This is a genomic window from Streptosporangium sp. NPDC049078 (assembly GCF_040648855.1).
Lineage (GTDB): Bacteria > Actinomycetota > Actinomycetes > Streptosporangiales > Streptosporangiaceae > Streptosporangium.
On the sequence record NZ_JBEZEL010000033.1, the window covers coordinates 18,802 to 37,140 of the forward strand.

Here is an 18,339-nt window from a genome sequence, read left to right on the forward strand (position 1 = left end):
TGTCGTGGACTCTGCGCGCGAACGGATCCGTACGGCTTCGCGCCTTGTCGTGAAGGTGGGTTCGTCCTCGCTCACCACCCCGCGGGGGATGATCGACGTCGACCGGGTGGACGCCCTGGTCGACGTGCTCGCCGCCCGGCGCAAGGCCGGCACCCAGATCGTGCTGGTCTCCTCCGGCGCGATCGCGGCGGGTCTCGGTCCGCTGGGCCTGCCCGCCAGGCCGCGCGACCTCGCCACCCAGCAGGCCGCCGCCTCGGTCGGCCAGGGCGTGCTGGTGGCCCGATACACCTCCTCCTTCGCCCGGTACGGCCTGCGGGTCGGCCAGGTTCTGCTGACCGCCGACGACATGATGCGCCGCTCGCATCACGTCAACGCCGAGCGCACGCTGGCCCGGCTGCTGGAGCTGGGCATCGTCCCCGTGGTCAACGAGAACGACACCGTGGCCACCGACGAGATCCGCTTCGGCGACAACGACCGGCTCGCCGCGCTGGTCGCCCACCTGACCAGGGCCGATGCGCTGGTGCTGCTGTCGGATGTGGACGCGCTCTACGACGGCGACCCCCGTCGTCCCGGCGCCCGCAGGCTCGCCGACGTACGCGGGCCCGAGGACCTCGTCGGGGTGGAGCTCGGCAAGGGCGGGGCGGTCGGCACCGGAGGCATGATCACCAAGGTGCAGGCCGCCAAGATCGCCACAGGGGCGGGTGTGCCCGTGGTGCTCACCGCCGCCGCGCACGCCGCCCAGGCGCTCGCGGGAACCGACGTCGGCACCTACTTCCACCCCGGCGGGCGTCACCCGGGCACCCGCCTGCTCTGGCTGGCCCACGCCACCACGGGTCGTGGACGCCTCCACCTGGACCCCGGCGCCGTCGAGGCGGTGGTGAGCCGCCGCAAGTCGCTGCTCCCGGCGGGGGTCACCTCCGTCGAGGGCGAGTTCGCGGCGGGCGATCCGGTGGACCTGTGCGGGCCGCTCGGCCGGGTGGTCGCGCGTGGCCTGGTCAACTTCGACGCGGGGGAGATTCCGGGGCTGCTCGGGCGCTCCACCCGGGAGCTGGCGGCGAGCCTGGGGCCCGAGTACGAACGAGAGCTGATCCACCGCGACGACATCGTCATACTGGAATCCCACAACTAGTTTTTTGGAGCGCGAGATGTCCGAGGACTTCCTGAAGGTGGCCTTGGCGGCCAAAGAGGCCGCCGCGGAGCTGGCCCCGCTGCCGAGGGCGCCGAAGGACGCCGCGCTCCGGGTGATGGCCGACGCGCTGGTGGCCGCGTCCGCCGAGATCGTCGCGGCCAACGCGCTCGATGTGGAGAGGGCGCGGGAGAGCGGGATCTCCGAGTACATGATCGACCGTCTTCGTCTCGACGAGGCCAGGATCGAGGCGATCGCCGAGGCGGTCCGTCAGGTCGCCGACCTGCCCGACCCCGTCGGCGAGGTGATCCGGGGCAACACGCTGCCCAACGGGCTGGAGCTGCGCCAGCTCCGGGTTCCGCTCGGCGTGATCGGCATCATCTACGAGGGCCGCCCCAATGTGACCGTGGACGCCGCGGCGCTCTGCCTCAAGAGCGGCAACGCCACCCTGCTGCGCGGCTCGTCCAGCGCGTACGAGTCGAACACGGTCCTCGTCAGGATCATGCAGGAGGCGCTGGCGGGCACCCGGGTGCCCGCCGGAGCCGTCCAGCTGGTCCCCGGGCAGAGCCGCGACTCGGCCAAGGAACTCATGAGGGCCCGCGGCCTGGTCGATGTGCTGATTCCGCGCGGCGGCGCCTCGCTGATCAACTCGGTGGTGGAGGAGTCCACCGTCCCGGTGATCGAGACCGGCGTGGGCAACTGCCACGTCTACGTCGACGCCGACGCCGATCTGGACCTCGCGATCCAGATCCTGATCAACGCCAAGGTTCAGCGGCCCTCGGTGTGCAACTCCGCCGAGACGCTCCTGGTGCACGCGGCCGTGGCCGACACCTTCGTGCCGCGAGCGCTGGCCGCGCTGGCGGCGGAGGGCGTCACGGTGCACGGTGATGCGCGCGTCGCGGCGTACGGCGACGTGGTGCCCGCCGGGGAGGAGGACTTCCGGATGGAGTACCTCTCGCTGGACATCGCCGCCGCCGTGGTCGACTCGCTGGAGGAGGCGGTCGCGCACATCAGGAAGTACGGCTCGGCGCACACCGACGCGATCGTCACGCGCTCGGTCAGCGCCTCCCGCAGGTTCGTCGCGCTGGTCGACTCCGCGGCCGTGGCGGTCAACGCCTCGACCAGGTTCACCGACGGCGGGGAGTTCGGCTTCGGCGCGGAGATCGGCATCTCCACCCAGAAGCTGCACGCGCGCGGCCCCATGGGCCTGCCGGAGCTGACCTCGACCAAGTGGGTCTACACCGGTGAAGGTCATCTGCGCACGGCCGAGGGTACGGTCCTCGCCTCACCCGAGTCCGCGTCCCGATAAGTCGCTCCCGCGGGGCCCCGGACGTCGCGACGCGGCCTTCCGGGTGCCCCGTGAGCCGTTCCTCGGGCCCGGGGCGCACCGCCCGGACCCGGCGAATCCCGCAGCCGCAGGGCCTTTCGCTCTTCCGGATCTTTCTGGGAGTCCGGCGTGCCGCCGGGAAAACGTCACACTCGCCCGCTATGGTGTGGTCTCCTATGGCTGGAGAGCAGGGAAGCGAGCGGGAGTGAGCGACCCGATAGGCGCGGCGGTCCCTGACCCATGTGGCCGACGCAGGAGGTCACGTGGGTCGTCTCGGGCGGGTCGGTCCCTATACGTTGCTGGAACGTCTTGGCCGGGGGGGAATGGGCGAGGTCTACCTCGCCTCCAGCCGCCGGGGTGACAGGGTCGCGCTCAAGGTGCTCCACGACGTCCACGACCCGGGCTCGGAGGCCCGGGTGCGTCTGGAGCGAGAGGTCCGTGCCCTGCGCAGGGTCGAGAGCCCCTACGTCGCCCGCGTCGTCGACGCCGATCTCGACGGTGACCGGCCCTACCTGGTCATGGAGCACATCGAGGGAGACACCCTCCTGGATCGGGTGCGCCGCGACGGTTGCCTGGAGGGCGCCGGCCTGCTCAGTGTCGCGCAGGGCCTCGCCATCGCCCTGTCGATCATCCACGCGGCCGGGGTCGTGCACCGCGACCTCAAACCCGCCAACGTGGTGGTCAACGGGGACGACGAGCCCGTCCTCATCGACTTCGGCATCGCCCACGTCCTGGACGCCACCCGGCTCACCCTGACCGGCACCTTCCTGGGCACCCCCGGCTACGCCGCCCCCGAACTGTTCGCGGACGAGCACGTGGGCGAGCCCGCGGACGTGCACGCCTGGGCGGCCACCGTCGCCTTCGCCGCGACCGGCCGTCCCACCTTCGGTGGAGGCACCGTCGAGGCACAGATGTACGCGATCCTCAACGGCCAGGCCGACCTTGAGGGCGTCCCGGCGGCTCTGCTGCCGTTGATCCGCGCGGCCCTGCACCGCGAGCCGGCCAAGCGCCCCACCGCGGCACTCCTCACCAGCCGCCTGGGCCGCCTGGTGAGGACGATCCCGTCCGGGGCGGGGGCGGCCAGGAAACCGGGCACCCTCGCGGGGGAGAAGCCCGGCCAGGGCAGGAAGCAGGAAGGCCGCTCCAGGTCCGGCACCAAGGGTGAGGAGCCCGTCAAGGGCGGGCGGGCGGCCAGGGCGGAGACCGGCAGAGGAAGGTCGTCCGTTCCCACGGACGGAGCGGTGCGTCCGCCCCGGTCCCCGGCCGACACGGACGGCGCGCCGCGCGGGGGGAGGGCGGTGCCCGCCGGTGAGACGGCCCGTGCGGCCCGGGTGCTCCCGGCGCCCGGTGAGACGTCCCGTGGCGGGCGCCCGGCCGCCGCGGTCGGCGAGGCGCCCCGTGGCCGCTCTGCCCCCGCGAGCGGTGAGACACCTCGCGGGGCACGCGCGGCCGCCACGACAGGTGAGACGTCCAGGACCGGGCGGGCCCCCGCGGCCGCGGAGACGTCGCGTGGCGGGCGGCCCGCCGCCGCGGCGGGCAGAGCCGTCCGGCGGCGCCAAACCGGTAAGGGGCGGGGCGGGGCGGCCGGAGAACTCCAGGGCGGGGGCAGGGCGGGGCCGTTGCCCGCGGGCAACGCGGCGCTGCTACTGCTGGCGGTGCTGGCCGTGCCGTGCGTCGTGGCCACGGTCATCTGGCCGCCGGCCACCTTCGCCGTCACCGGGCTGTTCGCCACGCTGGCCCGTACGCTGTGGGCCGGGCACTGGCTGGTCAGGAAGCGTAAGTCGGCCAGGACCCGGGCGGTCCTGCGTGTCCTGGGCTTTCCACTGACCTTCGTCGTCTCGCTGCTGACCGCCCTCGCGTGGCCGGGGCTGCCGGCGGCGGCCCTCGCCGGGGGCGCGCTCTGGCTGAGCCTCGGCGGCTCGCTGCCCCCCGACTGGTGGGCGCATCCCGCCCCGGTCGCCGTCGCCGGCGTCGTGTTCGGCGTCGTCTGCGGGGGCATCCTCGGCCGGGAGATCGAGCGGATCGGTGCCGAGCTCGTCGAACTCCGCAAGGAGGGCCTGCGCGCGCTCGCCGTACTGGGCGGGTTCGTCGCCCTGTGCTCCGCGGCCGTACGCGCGATCGCCCTCCTCGTGTAGATCTCGCTCCTGTTCGAGTATGGACTTCATGTGTGGCCGGCATGGAAAAGGGCCCGGAGCGGTCCCCGGGCCCTTTCGGTGGAGCTTCTGATTAATTTCCATCGCGGCGGGAGAAGCGGTTGAAGATGCGCTCTCCGGCGTTGACGGCGCCTTCCGCGACGTCGCGCAGGACGCCGATGAACGGGTCCTGGGACTGCGACCAGGATTCACGGTAGGAGCGGGCGGCCGCCTTGACCTCTTCGGAGATCTTCGCGTTGGCGTCGTCGGTGCGGCGGGGGTATTCACCGGCGAGGATCGTCTCGTACTCGCCGCTGCGGCGCCACTTGTCGAGCTCGGCGACACGCGAGACGGCGAACGGGTGGGTGGTGCCCAGCAGGTTGAGGACCTTGAGCAGGCCGTCACGGACGTCGCCCGCCGTGTCGTACTCCCTGGCCTGGTCGAGGAAGGCCTCGATGTTCATCTCGTGCAGGCGCGAGCCGCCGGCGAGCTTCATCAGGGCGCGCAGTGCCGCGTCGGAGTCCTGGCCGCAGAGCAGGCCGCCTCGGTCGGCGGAGAGCTCGGACTTGCGGTGCCACTCCTCCAGGCCGGCCACGATCGCGCGCAGGCCGATGTAGCCGAGCGGGATCCAGGCCACACGGGTGGCGAGACGGGTCAGGATGTCGAGCATGGTCCGGTAGACCGCGTGGCCCGACAGGATGTGGGCGGTCTCGTGGCCGATGACGAAGCGCTGCTCCTCTGAGTCCATCAGGTCGAGGAGACCGGTCGTGACGACGATGAACGGGTCGTCGAAACCGATCGCCTTCGCCTGCACCAGAGGGCTCTGCTGCACGTAGACCTCGGGAATGCGGTGGAGGTCGAGCGTGTAGGCGGCGTCGCGGCCCATGTCGTGCAGCGAGCGGAACTGGGTCTCGCTGGTGCGCACGGCCGAGGCGAGGTAGATCAGGCGCAGGCGGCGCTCGCTGACCAGGCCGGACATCTGCTTGAGCACCGTGTCGAACCCGCTGAGCGACCGGAGGGCGACCAGCGCGGACCGATCGGCAGGATGTTCGTAGGCGCGCGAGCTGATGCCGGGAAGCTGCACGCGGTTGCGATCCGGGGTGGTGGTCATGTCCGGCATGCTACGTCGGGTCCGCCTGCCACGCGCGGGGGGTGATTAAAAGCTGTGTACGGCTTGCACGTATGGTCCGTTTCATGATGAACGTGCCTACGGGCAAGGGGAAGCGACGTCTGGGCGTCATGGGCGGGACCTTCGACCCGATCCATCACGGTCACCTGGTCGCGGCCAGTGAGGTCGCTCACCATTTCGATCTTGACGAGGTGGTCTTCGTGCCGACGGGACAGCCGTGGCAGAAGGCCGACAAGATCGTCTCGGCCGCCGAGGACCGCTATCTCATGACGGTCATCGCCACCGCCTCCAACCCCAGGTTCTCGGTGAGCCGCGTCGACATCGACCGCCCGGGTCCCACCTTCACCATCGACACGCTCAGAGAGATCTCCGCCGCCTGGGGGCCCGATGTGGATCTCTACTTCATCACCGGGGCCGACGCGCTCGCCCAGATCCTGAGCTGGCGCGACGTCGACGAGCTGTTCACCATCGCGCACTTCGTGGGTGCCACCAGGCCCGGCCACGTCCTGCACGACCCCGGCCTGCCCGACGGCAAGGTGAGCCTGGTGGAGATCCCGGCACTGGCCATCTCGTCGTCGGAGTGTCGCCAGCGGGTGGCCTCCGGGGAGCCCATCTGGTATCTCGTCCCCGACGGCATCGTCCAGTACATCAACAAGCGCGGTCTGTACGGCGACACGGCGGCCAGACCTTCCGGTGGCCGGTGAGCGGGGGCCGATTTTGATGAAATTCGCTATGATTCGAGAAATTTGCGTGGGACGAGTATCCGCGGCTCATCCGGCATGATCGCCGACCGCGCGGGCCGTGCCCGTCCCGCCCGAGATCGACGAACGCGGCCGCGCCCGCCGAGGACGCCCCTGATCAGGGCGGCAATTCGTTTGCGGTGCGGAATCGGGTGACACACGATAGGCGTTGTCCAACAGGCGGCTCTTCAACAAGCGCCGAATCGGGCACCCTGATAGGTGACAGCGCCGACTAGCAGGAGGACTGACCCACACCGTGACAGCAACAGAAAGATCCATCCAGCTCGTCAGGCTCGCCGCCGAGGCGGCGGCGGACAAACTGGCCGACGACATTCTCGCCTACGACGTGAGCGACCAGCTCGTCATCACCGACGCGTTCGTGCTCTGCTCCGCCACCAACGACCGTCAGGTCCGCGCCATCGTCGACGAGATCGAGGACCGGCTGCGGATCGGGGCCGACGCCAAGCCCGTCCGTCGCGAGGGTGAGCGCGAGGGCCGCTGGGTCCTGCTGGACTACATCGACATCGTCGTGCACGTCCAGCACGAGGAGGACCGCACCTTCTACGCGCTGGAGCGCCTGTGGAAGGACTGCCCCTCCATCTCGCTGCCGGACAGTGTGACCCAGGTCGCCGCCCAGCGCGCCCGCGGGACGGTAGCTGAGTGAGTCGCCGCGTCGTCTGCCTCAGGCATGGCCAGACGCTGTGGAACGTCGAGCACCGCTTCCAGGGCCACAGCGACATCCCCCTTGACGAGACCGGGATCGCGCAGGCCACCCGCGCGGCCTCGCTGCTCGCCGCTCTCCGCCCGAGCAGGATTGTCTCCTCCGATCTCCAGCGCGCCTTCGACACCGCCTCGGCGCTGGGCCGCGTCACGCGCCTGGACGTCAGTGTCGACAAGGATCTGCGAGAGCGGGGCGGAGGCCAGTGGGAAGGGCTCACCCGGGAGGAGATCTCCAAGAGGTGGCCCCGGGAGTTCGCCGACTGGGAGGCGCCGGGCGGTGAGGCGGTCACCGACGTCGCCGACAGGGTCTCCTCGGCCATCCGCCGCTGGGCGGCGGAGATCGACTCCGACGGCCTGCTGGTCGTCGCCTCCCACGGGGCGGCGATCCGGCTCGGTATCGCCAAGCTCATGAACCTGCCGCAGGAGCTCTGGCCCGCCCTGGGAGGTCTCGGAAACTGCTCGTGGTCGGTGCTGGAGGAGGGGCGTAAGGGCTGGCGTCTGCTGGAGCACAACGCGGGGACCCTCCCCGAGCCGGTCAGCAGCGACGACAACCCCGAGGTCACCCAGGATTGACCTTCGGGCGGCGCGGCTTGCGCCCCGGTGGCGGGCGCGGGCCGTGTGGTCGTCGATTAGGTGAACACGCCGGTGTCCTTATATGCTTCCCGAGCGCCGCAACGAGAGCACTCGAAGCGGTGACCAGGGGCTATGGCGCAGCTGGTAGCGCGCCTCCATGGCATGGAGGAGGTCTGGGGTTCGAATCCCCATAGCTCCACCCACGGACGGGTGATCGGATCGTCGGCGCGATGAGCGCCGGTGGGAGGTCGCCCGCGATCTCCTTGACAAGGCCACCCTCCGGGTGGCCTTGTTTCGTTCAGGGGCGTGTCGCGGGCACGTCCGGGCACCGTACCTCCTGGTATGGTCGGGGCGTGAGTGCGGCGCGTGACCGTTGGTTGGACGAGGGCATCCGGGTGCTGGCCGCCGAGGGGGCCTCGGGGGTGCGCATCGACCGGATCGCCGCCCGCCTGGGATTGTCCAAGGGGTCCTTTCACCACCATTTCGATGGTGCCGAGGGATACAAGCGCGACCTGCTGGCGTACTTCGAGCGGTTGTCCGTCGAGGCGTTCGACCGGGCGATCGCCGAGGTCGAGACGCAGGGTGACGCGCGCGCCGTCCTCGGGAGGCTGACCGAGCTGATCCGGTCGCGGGATACGGGGCTCTACCGACCCCAACTGGAGGCGGCGGTACGTGCCTGGTCGATGTCGGATCCCGGTGTGCGCGCCGTGCAGGCGCGCATCGACCAGGTCAGGCTGTCGGCGTTGCAGCGCGTCTGGCGGCCCCATGTCGCGACGGACGCGGAGGCGAGACGAGCCGCGCTGCTTCCGTATCTCCTGGCCGTGGGGGCCACCGTGCTGGTCCCGCCCGTCGGTGCCGAGGAGTTGAGGGACGTCGTCGAGATGCTTCTGCCCCTGGTGCCGGAGAAGTCGATCACCGCCGCCGACTGAGACGCGACATCGATTCGCGCTCCGCGACATGGGCCGGCCGGTTTGCCGGGCCCTCCACGGCATCGCCGGTCGGGTTTCTGTGCGGTTCACGGCATCGGTCGGCTGCTTTCCCGCGCGGCTCATGACGTCGGTCGGCTGCTTTCCCGCGCGGTCCGCGCCGTTGTTCGACCGGATTTCCGGGCGGCCCACGTTCTTCTTCACCTGGGCGTTCAGCTGAGCGGGAGGAGGGACGGTGACCCGCCCGCACGGCCCGGCGTCGGAGGATCCTTGTCATCTTTCCATACCATGCCGTATGGTACGGTTCGAGTCGAGAGCGTACGAAGGGAGGACGACCTTGACGCACCTTCCTGATCCGGTGTGGCCCGTCGTGGTGCTGGCTTTCATACAGGTGGTCGACGCGATCCTGTGTGTCAGGCCGGTGGCTTTCGTCGCTCGGTGCCTGGAGGACGTGAAGTGGCCGAGAAGACACTGGTGGGTGATGTCGCCGATCAAGTTCGCGGCGGCGGCCGGCCTGCTGGCGGGCATATGGATCCCCTATCTGGGGGCGGTCACCTGCGCCGCGCTCGTCCTGTACTTCCTCGTCGCGATATCGATGCACGTGGCGGCGAGAGACTTCGGCAGGAACCTCTTCCTCAACGCCACGGGCATGCTCGTCGTCTGCCTCGCCACCGGCGTGTTCTGTTTCGTGATCCGGTGACGGCCGATCACGCGGGACGACACGCCGGCCGAGTCGGGTCAGCGGGTCAACGAGGAGGTGGGGGATGCCTGCCGTTCCCGCGTCCCCGGAAGGCGAACGTCATCCCGGTTCTTCGCGACGGAGCGCTTCGATCACAGATCATCAGAAGAGACCGCGAAGGCGAGCTTCCGGCTCGCCCGCCGTGCCGGTCGCGCCTCCTCCGTCTGGACGCGAGACCGGCGCGGCGGGGCGAGCCGGAAACCATGGACGCGGGGTGACGTCCGCGTTCCCCTTCATGATCGAGCAGCCGGAATGGGGAAACAGCCCGTTTGAGCATTGCTTAAGGGGCGCTTACGCGTGATCTAACCAATGTCCGCTCACGCGTGGTCCGGGCAACGCTTCGCACTTCGGGTGATCCGGTGGAGATCCGGCCGTTCGCCTACGCGTGCTCTGGCCGACGTCCGGAGAAGCACGTCGTGAGCCGGCCCCGTATCGGCCGTGGCGCACTCCGGCGCACTCCGGCGCGGTCCACGACACGTTCCGCCGCGCCGCTCAGCGCCTCGCGTCCCTGCGGGACCAGCGGCCGCCGACCAGACGCCGGGCGGTACGGGGGGGACGGTCGTGCGATTCGGTGCGGAACCAGAGCTGGACTCTGGCGCCGCCGAGTGAGGACGCGTCGATTCGCAGGGTGCCGCCGGAGGACTCGGCGAGCCTGCGGGCGATGTCCAGGCCGAGCCCGGTGGATCCCGCCCCGCTGGTCCCACGTCGCAGCGCCGCCTCGGGGTCGCCGATGCCGGGACCGGCGTCGGCGATCAGCACGCCGACGGTGCCCGAGCCCTGGTGCAGGGTCACCGTGAACGCCGTGCCCTCGGGGGTGTGCCGGAAGACGTTGCCGAGCAGGGCGTCCACCACGGCGCTGAGCTCTCCTGCCGCGACCGGCACCCGTGCGGGCGCCGAGGCGCCGATCAGCTCCCATGGGCGCCTCTGGTCCTCGGCGAGCGCCGACCAGAAGGCGAGCCGTTCGCGCAGCACCTCGGCGGCGTCACAGTGGACGAGCTCCGGCGCGCGGGAGGGCTGCCTCGCCGCCGCGATGATCTGATCCACCTCGGCCTCCAGGCGGCTCAGCGCGCTCCTGCTCTGCTCGGCCTCGGGTCCCAGGTGGTCCAGGCTGAGCCGGAGCGCGGTGAGGGGGGTGCGCAGGCGGTGCGACAGGTCCGCGGCCATCTCCCTTTCCGCGGCCAGCAGCTGGGTCACGCGGTCGGCCATGCTGTTGAACGCCTCGCCGGCCGCGACGAGCTCGGGCGGGCCCTCGGGCTCGATGCGGACGCTGAGGTCCCCGGCGCCCAGGGCGCTCGCCGCCCGTCCCAGCCGCCGGGCCGAGCGCACCACGCGTACGCCCAGCCGGTCGCCGACCAGGAGTGATCCGGCGACGAGCACCGCGGCCACCCCGCTCAGCACCGCCCACGACGAGGCGACGCCTCGGGTGAGGTCGGCCGGCGGGATGAAGATCTCGATGACCACGGTCCTGTCACCGTCCAGGGCGACGGGGCGCAGCAGGAGGTAGCCGGTGCCCATCTCGGCGGTGATGGCCCGGGTCAGGCGGGAGGCCGCGGCCACGGTCTCCGCGGGGGCCCTCACGGTACCGGCCGAGCCGCCGCCGGGCAGGTGGACCCCGATGCGGTCCCGTGCGCCGGTGCTGAGCAGCGCGTGGGTGAGCCGGTCGGGATCGACGGTGATGGCGAGCACGGGGACCAGCGCCGAGGCCTGCCGTTCCGCCTCGGCCATGGCCCGGCCGTGGGCGATCTCCCTGACGATGAGTCCGAGCGGGATCAGGAAGGCGAGGGCGACCATCGAGGTTCCCGCGACGGTGAGCAGGGCGAGGGTCCGCCTCACGGCGGTGTGATCAGCATGACCCCCACGCCGCGTACGGTGTGCAGGTAGCGGGGGGAGGACGCGCTCTCGCCGAGCTTGCGCCGCAGCCATGACAGGTGGACGTCGATCGTCTGGTCGTCCCCGTAGGACTGTTGCCAGACCTCGGTGAGCAGTTCCTTGCGGGAGACCACCCGGTCGGCGCGGGTGGCGAGATAGGCGAGGAGGTCGAACTCGCGCCTGGTGAGGGTGAGCGGGGCACCGTCCAGGTGGGCCTCGCGCCGGTTGAGGTCCACCGACAGGGCGCCGACGCACAGGACCGGGGGTGGGGTCGCGCTCCGCGCCCGGCGCAGCACGGCGTCCAGGCGGGCGTTCAGGTGGTCGCCGGAGAACGGTTTGACCAGGTAGTCGTCGGCCCCCGCCTGGAGGAGACGGACGATCTCCGCCTCGTTGTCCCTGGCCGTGGCCACGATGACCGGGACGCTGGAGACGCTGCGGACCATCTTGAGCGCCTCCGCCCCGTCCAGGTCGGGCAGCCCGAGGTCGAGAACCACCGCGTCCGGGGGGTTCTGGGTGATCTCTCGCAGAGCGTCGAGCGCACGCCCCGCGCTGCGTACGGCGTGCTGGCGCCTGCTGAGTTCCTGGATGATCGCGGATCGTACGTATTCATCGTCTTCGACCACTAGCACCGTCGCCATGCCATGTAACGGTAGTGAACAGTGGGACATATGACGTAATAATTCACGATATGCGGCAGACGCTGGGGTTCATAGCGGTGTGGTGCGGGGCCACCGTCCTGGCGATCTCGGTCGCCTGGTTCGGCGTCCGCGACGTGCTCCGCAGCGAGGTCTTCGAGGACGCGAGCATCGAACCCATCAACGCCGCCATCGGGCGTACGGGAGACTCGCGACTCCCCCGGGGAGCGCCCACGGGACCGCAGGTACTCGGCACGCCGACAGCGGCCTCCTCCGCGCCTTCCTCCGGGCCGGACCGGACCCCGGCGCCCCGCTCCACCGCGCCCGCACGCGGCACCGCCAGGCCGAGTTCCGCCTCCTCTCCGTCGAGGACCGCCGCGGCGCCGGCCCGCACGCGGGAGGGCGATTCCTCCCGTTCCGGGCCGCCGTCCGCGCCTCCCAGGCCGCGCGGAACCCAGGCGGCCACCTCGTCGCCCGCCACGCCCAGGGCGACGGCCACCAGGACGCGATCGATCTCCACCGAGAACCTGCGCGTGGTGAACGTCAAGGGTGGTTCGGTCTCGTTCGCCATCGAGAACGGCGTGTGCCGTCTGATCGCCGCCGCGCCCAACGCGGGCTACGAGGCCAAGGTCGCCTCGGCCACCGGCTGGATCAGGGTCGACCTCGTCCAGGGAGAGCACGGTTCCGCGGTCTTCTGCATCGGAGCGGAGGGCCGCACCGACCTGTGGGAGTACTAGGCCGCCCCTGATGGACGCCGGGGCGAGCGAGGGCCGGCCTTCAGGCGGGTCCGGGGTGCCGGTCGCCGAGTTCGCGCAGTCGCGCGGCGGCCTCGGCGACGCGCTCCTCGGAAAAGACCGCGATGCCGTGCCGTTCGAGCAGGGCGGTGGTCACCCCGTGGCCGGGCACGCGCCCGCCCCCGAAGGCGCCGTCGTAGATGACCAGGCTGCCGCAGGAGGGACTGCCCTCCTTCAGAATCGCCACCCGCACACCGTGGGTCCGCGCGGCGGCGAGCGCCGCCCGTGCGCCGGAGAGGAAGAACTCCGTGACGTCGGCACCCTCGGCGGTCAGCACCCGGGCCGCCCCGGACAGCACCGCCTCGCCTCCGGCGCCGTCCTCGATCTCCGCGGCCGGGCGCGGCACGGGCAGACCGCCCTCGACCTCGGGGCAGAACGGGACGAGCCGCCCCTGCCGCCGCCACGTGACCAGCAAGGCGTCGCCGCTCGTCTTGGCGGCCCCGTCGTAGCGGACCTTCCGTCCCATCAGGCAGGCGCTGACCAGGATCCTCTCCACGGACCCAGAGTACGTGGCGCGGAGCGGAGGGCGAGGGGGCCGGGCAGTACCCTGCTGCCCATGCTTTTCGATCCCCTGAGGTCTCGATGATCGGCCCGCTCGCGACCGGCCTCATCCTGCTGTCGCTGTTGGTCGGGATCTTCGCGCTGGTGAGCACGGCGAGGAACAGGGCGATGAGCAGACCGCTCCTCGTCGCGCTCGGAGTGCTGGAGATCGGCCTGCTCGTCCAGGCCGGGTTCGTGATCGCCGCGCTGGTGCGGGGCGAGGGGCCCGCGGAGACGGCCACGCTCATCGGCTATCTGGCGGGCAGCCTGGTGATCCCGCCGGTGGCGGCGTTCTGGGGGATCGGTGAGCGGTCGCGCTGGGGGCCCGCGGTGATCGCGGTGGCGGGTTTCGCGATTCCCGGCATGGTCGGGCGGATGCTCCAGGTCTGGCAGGGGCTGCCGTGAGCGAACCGGCGATCGGCAGCGGGCCGGGACGCGCGCTGGTGGCGGTCTACGGGGTGTTCGCCCTCGCCGCGGGGGCGCGTGCCGCCGTGCAGATCGCCACCCGGTTCCAGGAGGCTCCGCTGGCCTACGCGCTGTCGGCGTTCGCCGCGGCCGTCTACGTCGTGCTCACCGTGGCGCTGGCCAGGGGGAACAGGACCCTGGCGCTCGTCGCCTGCGGTGTCGAACTGGCCGGGGTGCTCATCGTGGGAACGCTCAGCATGGTCGACCCCGAGGCCTTCCCGCGTGCCACGGTCTGGTCGGGTTACGGGAGCGGATATCTTTTCATCCCGTTTGTGCTTCCTGTCCTGGGCCTTTACTGGCTTTTGCGGCGCCGCTAGTTAGGTCCGTGCCTCACCGGGCAGGTCTGGTCCCCGAACCGACCAAACCACAAGGGAGGCACGGTCATGAGCTCGATTGAACAGTCAGTGGACGTCAACGTTCCGATCCGGACCGCGTACAACCAGTGGACCCAGTTCGAGAGCTTTCCCGAGTTCATGGAAGGCGTCGAGTCGATCAAGCAGCTGAGTGACACGCGCACGGCGTGGGTCGTCGAGATCGCCGGGGTCCGCCGGGAGTTCGAGGCGGAGATCACCGAGCAGCACCCCGACGAGCGGGTGGCCTGGAAGTCACTGGACAAGCCGCACCAGGCGGGCGTGGTGACCTTCCACCATCTCGGTCCCGACAGCACCCGGGTCACGTTGCAGATGGAGTACGACCCCGAGGGGTTCGTCGAGACCGTCGGTGACTGGCTGCAGCTCGTCCGGCTGCGCGTCCGCGGCGACCTGGAGCGTTTCAAGACCTTCGTCGAGTCGCGCGGCGATGAGACCGGCGCGTGGCGCGGCGACGTTCCCGGCCCGCACGAGCGCGGCGGCGATGTCGCCGGCACCGGTGGGGTCACCGACCGGCCTCTGGGCGACCCGGGCCTGGGGGAGCATCGCGGCACCGGTACGGGGGGCGGTCACGGGTTCGGCGAGCCGGTGCCGCCGCGTACGGTGGGCCAGCCCTACCCGGCGGACCCGGATCTTCCTCCGCCCGGTGGTGAGCCGCTGCCCCCGGCGGGGCGCAGGCCGGGCGAGGAGCCGCCGCTCACCCCGGGGCCGCGCATCTGACGCTTGCCGACCGGGGCCGCGTGCCCGGAAACCGCCGTCCGGACCTGGGGGGACTCTCGTCCGGGGTGGGCGTCCGGTGCGGTCGGTCCCGGGCCGCGCGTCCGATCCCAAGGCGCGCTCGGTGACGCCCCAGGCGTCCGCTGCCCGAACCGTCCGGGATTCCGGGCATCCGGAGGCGGGGGGAGTCGTCCGGTGCGTGAGAAAGCCGGGCCACGATCTGTAAAGAGGATCGTGGCCCGGCTTTCATGTTGTCAGTGATTCGTCCTGCTCGGATTCGGCACGCCAGGTCAGGAACAAACTGAGGTTTCACTCCTGTTACAGTCGGGGTCAGCCAATCATCCTACGATTGGATGAAACCACTGAGGAGGACTGAAACCAGCATGAGCGTGCTCACCCATCAGACCAGGGGCCGCACCGATGGAACCACGGGCTCTCTCGCCTGGTTGCTCGTACTGGGAATCGTCCTCGCGGCACTGAACCTGCGTACCGCCGTCACGAGCGTCGGACCGGTCCTCGACCAGATAACCTCCGGCCTGGGCATGACCGCCGTCGGAGCCGGGCTGCTCACCACGCTCCCGGTGCTCATCTTCGCCTCGGTCGGCGCGGTGACGCCCGCCCTCGCGGTGAGGGTCGGAGAGCACCGCCTTCTGCTCCTCGCCCTCGTCGTCCTCGGTGCGGGCCTGCTCATCCGCTCGATGGTGGGCTCGGCCGAGGTGTTCCTCTACAGCAGTGCCCTGGCGCTGTCGGGCGGCGCGGTGGGCAACGTGCTCATCCCCAGCCTGATCAAGCGTCACTTCCCCGGCCGGGCCGGGACCATGACCACCGTCTACACCACCGCCCTCGCGGTGGGCACGATGCTCGCGGCCGCCGCGACCGTGCCCATCCAGCGGGCCACCGACGGCAACTGGCATGTTGCCCTGGGGGTGTGGGGGGCGCTCGCGGCCGTCGCCGCCATTCCGTGGCTTGCGCTCTCGCGCAGTGAGCCGGAGCGGCGCGGCATGAGCGGGGGCACGGGGGCCCGTGCCCTGCTTCGTAGCAGGCTGGCCTGGGCGGTCGCCGCCTATTTCGGCACCCAGAGCATGGTCGCCTACATCATGTTCGGCTTCCTGCCGAAGATCCTGACCGACGGCGGCTACACCACCGCGCAGGCGGGCCTGGTGCTGGGCGTCTTCACCGCGATCGGTATCCCGGTCTCGCTCCTGGTGCCCTCGATCGCGTCGCGGTTCTCCGACCAGAGGCCCGTGGTTGCCGCCTTCGTCGTCTTCTACACGGTCGGATTCCTCGGACTCTGGCTCGGTCCCTCCGGCCTGGCCTGGGTCTTCGCGAGCCTGGTGGGCGTCGGCATGGGGTCGTTCCCCCTCGCGCTCACGATGCTCGCCATGCGCACCCGCACCCCCGAGGCGACGGCCGCGCTGTCGGCCTTCGGGCAGAGTGTCGGATACCTCATCGCGGGTGCCGGGCCCCTGGTCGTCGGCGTCATGCACGAATCGACCGGCGGCTGGACGCTGCCGTTCCTGCTGCTGTTCGCGGTGGTCGCCGTCCAGTTCGTGACCGGCTGGCACGCCGGTCGCCCTGGATATCTGGAGGACGAGCGGTCCCTCGCGCGCTGATCGACCGCGCCGCCCCCGATGCGGCTCGCGCCCCTTCGGGGGCGGCGCGAGCCGCATCGGCATGAACATCGGCATGACGAGATGACGCCGATCGCGGACTCGACGCGCGTCACGCGTCCCGGCGGAAAGGCCGAGGGGGTTCGGCCGGCCGCCACCCGGTAAACAGTTGTTTACCGTCGCCCTCTACCATGCGAAGGCGGCAGTCGACAGCGGAGGAGCGGGCAGTGACGGGAACGACCCTCGCCGGACCTGGCACCACACGGCAGGGCAGACATCTCTGGCTCACCCTGATGGCGCTCTCCACCGCCGGAATGGTCGTGTCCGTGCAGCAGACCGTGGTCATTCCGCTGCTGCCCAGGCTCATGGTCACCTTCGGCGCGTCGGTGGCCGAGGTCACCTGGGTCTTCACCGCCTCGCTGCTCGCCGCGGCGGTGGCCACGCCGCTGCTTTCGCGCCTCGGGGACATGTACGGCAAGAAGCGGATGATCCTGTTCACCGTCGGCCTGCTCGTACTGGGCTCGCTGGTCTGCGCCCTGTCCGGTTCCCTCCCTGTGCTGATCGCCGGGCGGGCTCTGCAGGGCGCCTCGGCGGCACTGATCCCGCTGGCCATCGGCATGATCAGGGACACCTTCCCGCCCGGCAGGGTCATGACGGCGATCGGAGTGGTCAGCGCCACCATGGGTGTCGGCGGCAGCCTCGGCATGATCGTCACCGGCCTGATCGCCGACCGCACCCCCGATCACCACCCGGTCTTCTGGATCACGGCTGGGCTCAGCGCGCTCGCGATCGTGCTCATCGTGCTGAGTGCTCCGGGCGACGGAGCCGGCGCCGGGGGCCGCCCCGACCTCATCGGCGCGGCGCTGCTGTCGGCCTGGCTCGTCTGCCTGCTGCTGGCGATCTCCAAGGGCAACGACTGGGGCTGGAGTTCGGGAGTCGTGCTGTGGCTGTTCGCGGGCGCGGGCGGATTCTGTGCCGTCTGGGTCTTCAGTCAGCTGCGGCTCCGGGCGCCGATGGTACGGCTCCACCTGCTCGTCGGGCGTCGGTCCCTGCCGGCCAACGTGGCGTCGATGCTCCTGGGTTTCGCCATGTTCGGCTCCTTCACCCTGGTCTCAGGATTCATCCAGACGCCCTCGTCCGCCGGGTACGGCTTCGGCGGGTCGGTCCTCGACGTCGGCGTCTACGCCCTGCCCAGCACCGTGACGATGCTGCTCGCCTCCTTCACGGCGGGCCGTCTCTCCGCCCGGCTCGGTCCCGCCTACTCCCTCGCCCTCGGCGCGGGCCTGTGCGCCACCGGATTCGGCTGGTTCACCCTCTTCAACGACTCGGTGCTCCATCTGGTCGGCTCCAACGCCGTACAGGGCCTGGGGTTCGGCATCGGCTACGCCGCGCTGGGGGCCCTCGCCGTGCAGCACGTGTCCAGGGACCAGAGCGGCATCGCGAGCGGCATCAACTCCCTGGTCCGCTCCATCGGCGGCAGCCTCTCCGGCGCCGCGACCTCCGCGCTCCTCACCTCGATCACCATCGCGGGAACCTCCGTCCCCTCCCGCGACGCGTACGTGATCTCCTTTGGCATCATCACCGCGAGCGCCGCGGGCTCCGCGGCCGTCGCGCTCGCGACCGGAATGAGGGCGCGAGGACTGTCCCGAATCGGCTAGGATTTCATCTGCATCGCAAGGGGCTATGGCGCAGCTGGTAGCGCGCCTCCATGGCATGGAGGAGGTCTGGGGTTCGAATCCCCATAGCTCCACGTGTGACCGGGACCTGCGGGTCCGCCTTCAGGGGCGGCTTCCCGCAGGTCCCGTTCTCGTTCACCCGGCGGGACGACCCCCGGGTCCTCCCACTCGGAGTCCGGGTCGAGTGAGCCGTTCCTTTGCTCGCAGGTTTTTCCGGTGACCGGCGTTCGCCTTTTGTGTGGTGGCTCCGTTG

At 70.9% G+C, this 18,339-nt stretch carries 19 protein-coding genes and 2 tRNA genes; 16 read left to right on the top strand and 5 right to left on the bottom strand.

Features of this window, described 5'->3' with window-relative positions; all coding sequences use genetic code 11:
- Positions 1–4: 4 nt before the first annotated feature.
- From proB to AB0B90_RS37865, 3 genes are all read left to right on the top strand, one after another.
- Positions 5–1,129, top strand: coding sequence for a glutamate 5-kinase (gene proB, locus AB0B90_RS37855; protein WP_350945816.1), 1,125 nt, complete (start codon positions 5–7; stop codon positions 1,127–1,129).
- Positions 1,130–1,145: 16 nt separating this feature from the next.
- On the top strand, positions 1,146–2,435 hold the full coding sequence (locus AB0B90_RS37860) for a glutamate-5-semialdehyde dehydrogenase (protein ID WP_350945817.1): 1,290 nt from the start codon (positions 1,146–1,148) through the stop codon (positions 2,433–2,435).
- Positions 2,436–2,716: 281 nt separating this feature from the next.
- Positions 2,717–4,588, top strand: a complete 1,872-nt coding sequence (locus AB0B90_RS37865) for a protein kinase (protein WP_350945818.1) — start codon at positions 2,717–2,719, stop codon at positions 4,586–4,588.
- 91 nt (positions 4,589–4,679) lie between these two features.
- Here AB0B90_RS37865 and AB0B90_RS37870 read toward each other — a convergent pair whose 3' ends face one another.
- On the bottom strand, positions 4,680–5,705 hold the full coding sequence (locus AB0B90_RS37870) for a M48 family metallopeptidase (protein WP_350945819.1): 1,026 nt from the start codon (positions 5,703–5,705) through the stop codon (positions 4,680–4,682).
- 74 nt (positions 5,706–5,779) lie between these two features.
- Here AB0B90_RS37870 and nadD point away from each other — a divergent pair, with 74 nt between their 5' ends.
- From nadD to AB0B90_RS37900, 6 genes are all read left to right on the top strand, one after another.
- Complete coding sequence (gene nadD / locus AB0B90_RS37875) at positions 5,780–6,418, top strand: nicotinate-nucleotide adenylyltransferase (protein ID WP_350945820.1); 639 nt, start codon at positions 5,780–5,782, stop codon at positions 6,416–6,418.
- Between the two features lie 292 nt (positions 6,419–6,710).
- The gene (rsfS, locus tag AB0B90_RS37880; RefSeq protein WP_350945821.1) at positions 6,711–7,118 is read left to right on the top strand and encodes a ribosome silencing factor; all 408 of its coding nucleotides are present in this window, start codon (positions 6,711–6,713) and stop codon (positions 7,116–7,118) included.
- Positions 7,115–7,747 (top strand): histidine phosphatase family protein, encoded by a 633-nt coding sequence (locus tag AB0B90_RS37885; protein ID WP_350945822.1) that lies wholly within the window; start codon positions 7,115–7,117, stop codon positions 7,745–7,747. The genes rsfS and AB0B90_RS37885 overlap by 4 nt, the downstream gene beginning before the upstream one ends.
- Before the next feature lie 126 nt (positions 7,748–7,873).
- Positions 7,874–7,946: transfer RNA gene (locus AB0B90_RS37890), tRNA-Ala, on the top strand.
- Positions 7,947–8,100: 154 nt separating this feature from the next.
- Positions 8,101–8,676, top strand: a complete 576-nt coding sequence (locus tag AB0B90_RS37895; protein WP_350945823.1) for a helix-turn-helix domain-containing protein — start codon at positions 8,101–8,103, stop codon at positions 8,674–8,676.
- A 334-nt stretch (positions 8,677–9,010) separates the two neighbouring features.
- Positions 9,011–9,373 carry a DoxX family protein gene (locus AB0B90_RS37900; RefSeq protein WP_350945824.1) on the top strand — a complete coding sequence of 121 codons (363 nt, stop codon included), beginning with the start codon at positions 9,011–9,013 and terminating at the stop codon, positions 9,371–9,373.
- 531 nt (positions 9,374–9,904) lie between these two features.
- On the opposite strand, the gene AB0B90_RS37905 is transcribed toward AB0B90_RS37900, so the two are convergent.
- From AB0B90_RS37905 to AB0B90_RS37915, 3 genes are read right to left on the bottom strand one after another with little or no spacing between them, the layout of a single operon-like run.
- Positions 9,905–11,245, bottom strand: a complete 1,341-nt coding sequence (locus AB0B90_RS37905; RefSeq protein WP_350945825.1) for an ATP-binding protein — start codon at positions 11,243–11,245, stop codon at positions 9,905–9,907.
- Positions 11,242–11,919: a response regulator transcription factor gene (locus tag AB0B90_RS37910; protein WP_350945826.1), complete on the bottom strand. Its 678-nt coding sequence runs from the start codon at positions 11,917–11,919 to the stop codon at positions 11,242–11,244. The genes AB0B90_RS37905 and AB0B90_RS37910 overlap by 4 nt, the downstream gene beginning before the upstream one ends.
- A 43-nt stretch (positions 11,920–11,962) precedes the next feature.
- Entirely contained in the window at positions 11,963–12,463 is a 501-nt protein-coding gene (locus AB0B90_RS37915; protein WP_350945827.1) for a hypothetical protein, read from the bottom strand.
- On the opposite strand from AB0B90_RS37915, the gene AB0B90_RS37920 reads away from it, so the two are divergent.
- Entirely contained in the window at positions 12,453–12,653 is a 201-nt protein-coding gene (locus tag AB0B90_RS37920; RefSeq protein WP_350945828.1) for a hypothetical protein, read from the top strand. The two genes, AB0B90_RS37915 and AB0B90_RS37920, sit on opposite strands and share 11 nt — an antisense overlap.
- Positions 12,654–12,693: 40 nt before the next feature.
- Here AB0B90_RS37920 and AB0B90_RS37925 read toward each other — a convergent pair whose 3' ends face one another.
- Complete coding sequence (locus AB0B90_RS37925) at positions 12,694–13,206, bottom strand: DUF523 domain-containing protein (RefSeq protein ID WP_350945829.1); 513 nt, start codon at positions 13,204–13,206, stop codon at positions 12,694–12,696.
- A gap of 86 nt (positions 13,207–13,292) precedes the next feature.
- Between AB0B90_RS37925 and AB0B90_RS37930 the strand changes: the two genes are divergently transcribed.
- From AB0B90_RS37930 to AB0B90_RS37955, 6 genes are all read left to right on the top strand, one after another.
- Complete coding sequence (locus AB0B90_RS37930; protein ID WP_350945830.1) at positions 13,293–13,655, top strand: hypothetical protein; 363 nt, start codon at positions 13,293–13,295, stop codon at positions 13,653–13,655.
- Positions 13,652–14,032, top strand: coding sequence for a hypothetical protein (locus AB0B90_RS37935; protein ID WP_350945831.1), 381 nt, complete (start codon positions 13,652–13,654; stop codon positions 14,030–14,032). The genes AB0B90_RS37930 and AB0B90_RS37935 overlap by 4 nt, the downstream gene beginning before the upstream one ends.
- 66 nt (positions 14,033–14,098) lie before the next feature.
- A complete protein-coding gene (locus AB0B90_RS37940) occupies positions 14,099–14,803 on the top strand; it encodes an SRPBCC family protein (protein ID WP_350945832.1) in 705 nt (234 codons plus the stop codon).
- 380 nt (positions 14,804–15,183) lie between these two features.
- Positions 15,184–16,413 carry an MFS transporter gene (locus AB0B90_RS37945; RefSeq protein WP_350945833.1) on the top strand — a complete coding sequence of 410 codons (1,230 nt, stop codon included), beginning with the start codon at positions 15,184–15,186 and terminating at the stop codon, positions 16,411–16,413.
- A gap of 224 nt (positions 16,414–16,637) precedes the next feature.
- On the top strand, positions 16,638–18,068 hold the full coding sequence (locus tag AB0B90_RS37950) for an MFS transporter (RefSeq protein WP_350945834.1): 1,431 nt from the start codon (positions 16,638–16,640) through the stop codon (positions 18,066–18,068).
- Between the two features lie 19 nt (positions 18,069–18,087).
- A tRNA-Ala gene (locus tag AB0B90_RS37955) sits at positions 18,088–18,160 on the top strand.
- The last annotated feature ends 179 nt before the right edge of the window (positions 18,161–18,339 follow it).